Source organism: Pseudomonas fluorescens (assembly GCF_002022275.1).
Taxonomy (GTDB): Bacteria; Pseudomonadota; Gammaproteobacteria; order Pseudomonadales; family Pseudomonadaceae; genus Aquipseudomonas; species Aquipseudomonas fluorescens_AJ.
The window spans coordinates 24317-32149 of sequence record NZ_MSDF01000047.1; the positions used below are offsets into that span (position 1 = coordinate 24317).

Annotated in this window: 6 protein-coding genes; 1 reads left to right on the top strand and 5 read right to left on the bottom strand. The window is 60.1% G+C overall.

Annotation, left to right across the window (positions count from 1 at the left end; translation table 11 throughout):
• Positions 1-9: 9 nt before the first annotated feature.
• Positions 10-981 (bottom strand): aliphatic sulfonate ABC transporter substrate-binding protein, encoded by a 972-nt coding sequence (locus BFW87_RS24290; protein ID WP_078742251.1) that lies wholly within the window; start codon positions 979-981, stop codon positions 10-12.
• Between the two features lie 319 nt (positions 982-1300).
• Here BFW87_RS24290 and BFW87_RS24295 point away from each other — a divergent pair, with 319 nt between their 5' ends.
• The gene (locus BFW87_RS24295; protein ID WP_003173733.1) at positions 1301-1516 is read left to right on the top strand and encodes a TOBE domain-containing protein; all 216 of its coding nucleotides are present in this window, start codon (positions 1301-1303) and stop codon (positions 1514-1516) included.
• A 129-nt stretch (positions 1517-1645) separates the two neighbouring features.
• On the opposite strand, the gene BFW87_RS24300 is transcribed toward BFW87_RS24295, so the two are convergent.
• The 4 genes from BFW87_RS24300 to BFW87_RS24315 all read right to left on the bottom strand — a co-directional run bounded on the left by BFW87_RS24300 (position 1646) and on the right by BFW87_RS24315 (position 7322).
• Entirely contained in the window at positions 1646-4993 is a 3348-nt protein-coding gene (locus BFW87_RS24300) for a hypothetical protein (protein WP_078742252.1), read from the bottom strand.
• A gap of 94 nt (positions 4994-5087) precedes the next feature.
• Positions 5088-6233 carry a MalY/PatB family protein gene (locus tag BFW87_RS24305; RefSeq protein WP_078742253.1) on the bottom strand — a complete coding sequence of 382 codons (1146 nt, stop codon included), beginning with the start codon at positions 6231-6233 and terminating at the stop codon, positions 5088-5090.
• Between the two features lie 58 nt (positions 6234-6291).
• Entirely contained in the window at positions 6292-6885 is a 594-nt protein-coding gene (locus tag BFW87_RS24310; protein WP_078742254.1) for an FMN-dependent NADH-azoreductase, read from the bottom strand.
• Positions 6882-7322 (bottom strand): GNAT family N-acetyltransferase, encoded by a 441-nt coding sequence (locus BFW87_RS24315; protein ID WP_078742255.1) that lies wholly within the window; start codon positions 7320-7322, stop codon positions 6882-6884. The genes BFW87_RS24310 and BFW87_RS24315 overlap by 4 nt, the downstream gene beginning before the upstream one ends.
• Positions 7323-7833 lie beyond the last annotated feature (511 nt).

Consider the following 7833-nt stretch of genomic DNA (forward strand, 5'->3'; position numbering starts at 1 on the left):
ACGCGCCCCTTACGGCTTCGGCAGGGTCTGGCCAAACGAGGTGTCGATCAACTGATCAATCACCTGGTCCACATTCACGCCTTTGCGTACCAGCTCTTCGGAGACCAGAATCGGCGCGGCGGCCTTGGACGATTCGACATCCTTGGCGGTCAGCAACGGGCTGCTCAAGTCGGTACGCGACAGTTGCAGCCTGGCGACTTCCAGCGGCAAGCCGGATTCATCGGCGAGCAATTTGGCGAACTCATCCGGGTGTTTGACTGCCCAGTCGCGGGCTTTTTCATAGGCGCCGAGTACTTTGGTGATGGTCTGTGGATGCTCCTTCGCATACTGCTCGGTGACGCTGACTACGCCATAGCTGTTGAAGTCCTTGTTGCGGTACAGCAAGCGCGAACCGGCCTGGATTTCGCTGGCGGCCATGTGCGGGTCGAGACCGGCCCACGCATCCACGTCACCTTTTTCCAGCGCGGTGCGGCCGTCCGGGTGCTGCAGATGCACCAGCTCGACGTCGTCTTTTTTCAGCCCGGCTTTTTGCAGGCTGCGCAGGGTGAACAGGTAGGGATCGGTGCCTTTGGTGGCAGCGATTTTCTTGCCTTTCAGATCAGTGACGCTTTTGAACGGCGAATCCTTGCGCACCACCAGCGCAGTCCACTCGGCACGGCTGTAGACGTACACGGATTTGATCGGGCTGCCATTGGCGCGGCTCAATACGGCAGAGAGGCTGGCGGATGAGGCGAAATCCACGCCGCCACTATTGAGGTATTCCAGCGAACGGTTGCTGCCCTGGCTCAACACCCAGCCGACTTTGCTGTGCGGCAGGGCTTGTTCCAGCCAGCCGAAGTGCTTGAGCACCAGGCTGACGGGCGAATAGTAGGCGTAATCCAGGTTGACTTCGGCCGGGTCGGTTTCGGCGGCGAAGGCTTGAGGTTGCAGGCACAGGGCGAGGGCGCAGGCGCCTAAAAAGCGTCGGGTGAAAGGTTTCATGGAACAGCTCCGGGAGAGGCGGTTAGAGAAGGCTTTTCTTATATTCAGAAAATTCAAATGGCATGTTCCATCATGCTTTATAGGAATATGCAGTCTCTGTGCCATCTACTCCGGAGGCGTAATGGCGGGGAGTTGAGCGGGGATTGCTGCTGTGGAAGAGGGCAGTTTGTTGATCGACTGTTGGCTGGCAAACAGTTCGTATATATCCATATCGAATAAATAAAGAGTTATATATTCCTTTTATTGTTCGATTGGATAGCGCATTTTGAGTGCCTGCGCATTCGTGCGGATTGACCCAACAGCCAAAAGGAAAGCCGACATGACCATTAAAGCGATCAACGTGCGCAACCAATTCAAGGGCGTGATCAAGGAAATCCTGCTGGGGGAAGTGGTGTCCGAAATTGACGTGCAAACCGCGTCCGGCATCGTGACGTCAGTGATCACCACCCGCTCGGTGCGTGACCTGGAATTGAAAGTGGGCAGCGAAGTGATTGCCTTTGTGAAGTCGACTGAAGTGTCTATCGCCAAACTGTAATCACAAAACCAAGTGTGGGAGCTGGCTTGCCTGCCATGACGGCGTCAGAGTCGACATGTGTGTCGACCGATACACTGCTATCGCAGGCAAGCCAGCTCCCACATTGGTTTGTGTCAGTCTGCCAGATCCTTAGTTGATCCTTGCGCCGCCACCGCCCGGCTGGCGAGGCTGCGGTTTATCCGGCGGCGCGTCGGTCGGCAGGTTCCGCGGCGGCGTGTTCGGGTCTTTGTAGTCCTTGTGCAAGTCGCCATCCAGGCGGTTGCTCGACGAGCCACCCTTTTGCGGCGTCTGGTCGAAGTGTTCCCACTCAGACTGCTGGAAGCGGAAAATACTGTCGTCGGTTGGCGTATCTCGGCCGTGGTAGTGGTGGATTTCGTAGTGGGCGTACTCGACCTTGTCGGCCCAGTTGTCCTGCAATAACCCATCGCCAGCCAAGTCTCGGTACCAGTCGTTTTCTTTCTCGGTGGCTTTCTGTTTTTTGTTGTGGTCAACGAAGTAGCCGATGATGCCACCGACCACGGCCAATACCACACCCACCAGAAACAGCGGCCCGGTCAATGCCGCTGCGGTGCCTGCGCCAAACAATGCGGCTGCGCCCAGCACACCGGCCGAGGCGCCGAACGCACCGCCCGCCACCTGCAAACCGCCTGCCGCCTGGGCCAGCGGGTCCTTGCTGTCGACCCCGCTTTTGATCGCCAAGGCTCCGAGCACGATGTCGGCGAAGCCACCGGCGATGTCCGTGGCCGGGCCCAGGACCTTGATCACCGAGCCGGCAATTTTCGCCGACTTGGAGGCGCCCAGCTTGGCCGCGCCCGCTGCGGCCAAGCCGTCATCCAGGTGGGTGGCCAAGCCTTCTGTGGCTTCAGTGACGGCCTTGTCGCCCTCGCCAAACATTTTCGAGATGCCGTCGTACTGGCTATCCGGCACGGCGTCCAGTGCACTCGTGATCTTGCTTTTGACGTCGCTGGGCAGATCGTTGACCTTGAACTCGAAGTTGGGCTCTTGCAGGCCGTTCTTGCCCCAGATTTCCGGCAGGGTTTTGTCCAGGCCAAGGAAGTCCACCAGGCCGCCTTTACCCAGGCTCTCGCCGATCTTGTCACCCAAGCGCACAAAGTGGCTGGAGCCACCGGCAAAACTCATGAAGTCCTTGGCGATAGTCATGCGCTGCGCCGGGGTCTCACCCAGTTTGCCGCCTTTGCCCACCAGTTGGTAAATCGCCGAGAACAGGGTCACGCCCGCGCCGAGAGAGCCGAGAATGCCCTTGCTGTTGAGGGTGTTGAAGACCTCGCCGAGCATGCCGCGATCAGCCACTGCGATATACGGTTTGCTCAGTGCCGTTTTCAAGTCGGCTTCGCTGATGGAACCGTTGTTTTTGTAGACCTCACCCAATTCCTCCAGGGCCTTGGTGACGCCTGCGGACTTTTCCTTGCCCTCAAGTCCCTCATTGAGAAACTTCTCCAGGGTTTCCTGGGTCCGCCGTGGCAGGTCGAGCAGGCTGCCCTTGAGCACGCCCTTGAGCAAGCCGAACAGGTCTTTGGTCGCCAGTTCCTTGTTATCGTCGGAGATCTTGCTCGGGTCCGAGAGGATCGCATTGAGGTCGGTGGTCAAGCCGTCAGCCTGGATATTTTGCGCAGCCTTGCTGGCGGCCTCCGGGTCGAACAACGACAGCGAGGTGAGGGTGTCGCTCAGGTCTTTTTGCGCTTCGGAGGTCTTGCCCTGGTCTTGCAGGTCCTTGAGGTACAGCACGTAATCCGGGTTGGCGGTGAGGTCCAGCAGCTTCTGCTTGATCTCATCCTTGTTCGGCAGCTTGTTGATCGCGTCGTCCATCTTCGACTTGTAGTCGGCGGCCACGGTCGGGTCTTTGAACAGTTCGCCGATCTGTTGCTGGACAGCCTTGCCGTCGATGATGTCGTGCATGTCGGCTGAAGTCAGCTCGGTCTGCTTGTCATCGAACTCACGCCATGTGGTGTTGAACGGGCGCCTGGACTCTTCATAACCGGTGATGCCATGACCATTCTGGTAGGCCGCCTGGGCTTCAAGAGCGCGAACCAGCTTGGCGCGCGGATCGTCCTTGGGAATCGAGCCGTCCTTGACGCCAGCGCGGTAGGTATCGATCAACTGCGTAGTGGCCAACTCGCTGACGCTCAGGGTCGGCGACTTGTCGTCCTTTTCATCGGCGTGCACGCCGGTGTCCATGTTCAGTACATCCAGGTCGCCGGCCTTGGGCAGGTTGTGCTTGGTGCGCGTGTCGTCGACCCCGGCGGCGCTGGCGGCGTCCCACTTGGCCTTCACGTCATCGTAAAGCTGCGGGCTGAGCTCCTTGGAAACGATGACCTTGCCTTCGCTGGTCTCGTAGCGGATCAGGCCGTCACCGAGTTCATCGGGAGAGCCGAAGGTGATGTCGGTGTTTTTCAGGAAGTCGTTCGGCCCTGCGAGTTTGTAGCCTGCGTCTTCACTGGTGTGGATTTTCGCCCAGGTGTCATTCGCCGTGGCGACGCTCTTGAACAGCTCGGGGCTGATGTCCGAGGACACGACGACTTTGGTGCCGTCCTGCAGTTCGTAGGTGAGAATGTGGTCTTTCTGGTCGTTGTTCCAGCTGAAGTTCTTGTAGTCATTCAGGCCCGGTACGGGCGTGTTGGCGTCGGCCAGGGTTGCGCCATTGTTCAGCTCGCCTTCCACCACGGCCTTTTTGCCCGGGTCGGAGTACACCGCGTTGAGGCCTGCCAGGTAATCGAACAGCTTGGGGTTGTCGTCGCGGGCCACCACGACTTTCTCGCCGTTGCTTTCATAACGAATCAGGCCTGGGCCGACTTCGTCGACCGGGCCCACCGCCGTACCGCCATAGGGCGGCCACACTTCGTTGTCGGTGGCGCGCCGGTAGCCGGCGCCTTCGCTACTGGACAGGCCGCTGAAGCTCGCATAGTCGTCCTTGGCTTTCTGGAAGGCTTCGGGGTTGTCGCGCTGGCTGATGACAACTTTGGTGCCGTCCTGGGTTTCATAACGGATCACGCCCGGGCCGGTCTCATCGGGTGGGCCGAGGGCTTTGTAATCGCCCAGTTTGTCCGGCGCCTTGCCGTCTGCACTCAGGCTTTGATAACCGGCGTTTTGGCTGGCAACCACGCCCGAAAGGGATTTGAAGTCTGCGCTGACCTGCTTGAACAGGTCCGGGCTGTCCTTTTCGCTGACGATAACCTTTTTGCCGTCCTGGGTTTCATAGCGGATCAGCCCCGGGCCGACCTCGTCCGGCGGGCCGATGGCCTTGTAATCGGACAGGGCAGGGGGCGGCGTGGCGTCTTTGCCGGCCAGTTCATAGCCAGCTTTTTTGCTGGCATCCAGCCCGGACGGCGGCTTGTCCTGAGCGTCGGCTTTCTTGCCAGCGCTGTTCTTGAGCAGTTCATGGAACGCCTCGCCCAATTTTACCGGCGTACGGGGGAGGCTTTTGGGCTCGGACGAGCGATCAAGTGGCTGGGTCGACATGCCGTGGAACTCCTGCTGTTTCCGGTGGGACTATTCATCGAAAACACTAACAGCAGGGGTTCTGTGCACGTTGCGAAAAGTTGTGAAATGCAGCCTAGCGGTGACGCAGCGCACGCTCCATACGTTGTAGGCCTTCCTCCAGCATTGCCCGCGGGCAGCCGAAGTTCAAACGCACGAATTGCTGGCTGTCATCCCCAAACTCGATCCCCGCACTCAAGCCCACCTTGGCTTGTTCCAGGAAAAACTGTTGCGGGTCGGCCAGGCCCAGGGCGCTGCAATCCAGCCAGGCCAGGTAAGTGCCTTGGGGCACATGCATCACCACGCCGGGCAGGCGGGTTTGCACGGCATTGTGCAAGTAGTCGCGGTTGGCTTGCAGGTACTGCACCAGCGCGTCGAGCCAGTCGCTGCATTGGCTGTAGGCGGCGCGGGTGGCTTCCAGGCCCAGCGGGCTGACGCTGTCGACCATGCCGCAGCGGGCATTATTGAAGCGCTCGCGAATCTCGGCGTTTTGCACCACGGCAAAGCAGGTTTTCAAACCGGCGACGTTATACGCTTTGCTCGCCGACATCAGCGTGATGGTGCGCTGGGCAATTTCGGGGCTGAGGCTGGCGGTGGGGATGTGGCGGCGACCGTCGAAGCACAGTTCTGCGTGGATTTCATCGCTGATGATCAACGTGCCGTTTTCCAGGCAAGCATTGGCCACGGCCAGCAGCTCTTCGCGGGGGAACACTTTGCCCATCGGGTTGTGCGGGTTGCTCAGCAGCAAGGCGCCGGCACCGCTCAGTGCTTCCCGCATGGCGGGCATTGGCGTGACGAATTCACCGTTAACCAACTCGAATGGCACTTCAATACGCGGCAGGTTCCAGTGGCCGGGCGCCAGGCGGATCGGGCGATAGTTGGGGGTTTGCAGCACCACCGGCTGGCCGGGCTGCACGAACGCATGCAACGCCATATTGAAGCCGGGCTCTACGCCGGGCAGAAACAGCAGGTCTTCAGGCTGTACGCGCCACGCGTACTTGGCCCACAGGTCGGCCACGATGGCTTCGCGTACGTCCGGGCCCGCTACGCTGTAGCCGAGAATCTGCTGGTCGAGGCGCGCGTGCAAGGCTTGCAGCACCGCGGGTGGCGCGGCGATATCCATGTCGGCGATCCACATCGGCAAAACGTCTTGCGGGTAGCGGTTCCACTTGGTGCTGCCGGTGCCGAGGCGTGGGTGGATCGTGTCGAAATCAAAGCTCATGGGCGGCTCGTATCAGGGAGGCTGGCAAAGAATGGCGCCGATTCTAGCGCCATTAATTTTATAGGCCAGTGCTGATTGCCGCCGACAGCTGCCGATGTGCCTGTTCCAGCGAGCGATTGACCGCTTCTTCACCGCGCACCATGGCGCCCAGGTAGACGAAATCCACGCTGTGGATGCCCACCGTAGACAGGATGGTGGTCAGGTAGGGCGTCAAAAAATCCGGTTCGTGGCCCTTGCGTGAGTTGCCGGAACTGACCAGCACAAAGGTACGCCGGTCGTCGAGCAGGCCGACTTTTTTGAACTGCTCGGTGACCGTGAAGCTGCGTTGGATGCGCACTACATGGTCGATCCAGCCCTTGAGCGCCGCCGGGACGGTGAAATTGTGTACCGGCGTGCAGAGGATCAGCAGGTCGCAGGCTTCGAGTTCCACGATCAATTGCTCGGACAAGGCCGTTGCGTTGCCACTCAGACCGCCCGCAGTGGTCAGGGCATTCGCGTATTCACGGGTCAACGGTGGCAACGCCTGGCCGCCGTAGTCGCGCTCGGTGACGTGAGCATCCGGCACCAGATCCCTGAGCAACGCGCGGGCCAGCTTGAAGGTTTGCGCGGCTTTGCCGTGGGGGCTGAAGCTCAAGAGCAGGGCGCGGGTCATTGGCTCAAATCCTGGGAGAAGTGCATGCCCAGGGGGAGCAGGCCCTGGCGGAAATAGAAGCGCTGGGCCAGGGCCATGTGCATGCCGGTGTCCAGCACCAGCCAGCGGTAGCCGTGTGTGCGGGTTTCTTCACGGACCCGGTCGAGCAGTTGCTCGCCCAAGCGGCGGCGCTGCAGGGAGGCGTCCACCACCAGGTCATCTACATAGATGAAGCGGCCGTAGAGGGTGTTTTCCGTGAGCCGGTAGCCCGCCAGGCCGATCACCTTACCGTGTTCACGCGCGGCCAGCAGGCGGTAGCCATTCTGGCGCTGGCGCTGAATTTGTTCGGCGAAACTGGCGGCGTCGGTCAGGTGTGGGCGTAACTGCTGCATCACTGCAAAGCTTGTGATGCAGTCGGCTTCGGTTTCGAGGTGCACGAATTCGACGGGGTCATTCATGGGGCATCCTTGTGGTTGTTAAGGGATGCGTTATTTTCGGCGATGGGTGCGGTAGTCAACAGGGCCATGATTGGACAAGTGGGTTGGGGCATGGGTGGTGTGATGGTTTTGCGGGGGGGCTTTTTGGAGTACATATCCATTGTTTGTGTGATGGCGGGTATGGGTTCCGCCCTTACGGCGGGTCACTTTGGAAAAGAGCCCCAAAGTAACCAAAGGGCTCTTGCCCCAACACTCGGCACCTCGCCTAGGCTCGGTGTGCCCTCACTCCGGCTTGAATCCGTGGGCCGCCGCGATGGGCCATCCTTGGCCCAGCGCGGCTAACCCGGCGTCCTGCCGGGTTACCCACGGATTCAAGCCTGCGTTCGGCCAGCGTGGTTAACGGGGCGCCTCAGATCAAGATCAAAATCTAAAGCACGGCGGCCTGAGAGCCGACCTGAGTGGTTGGATCAAAGCGCTGTTTTTGCTAGAGCAGACCGCGTTCCCCCAGACAAAATGGAGATCCAAATGTGGG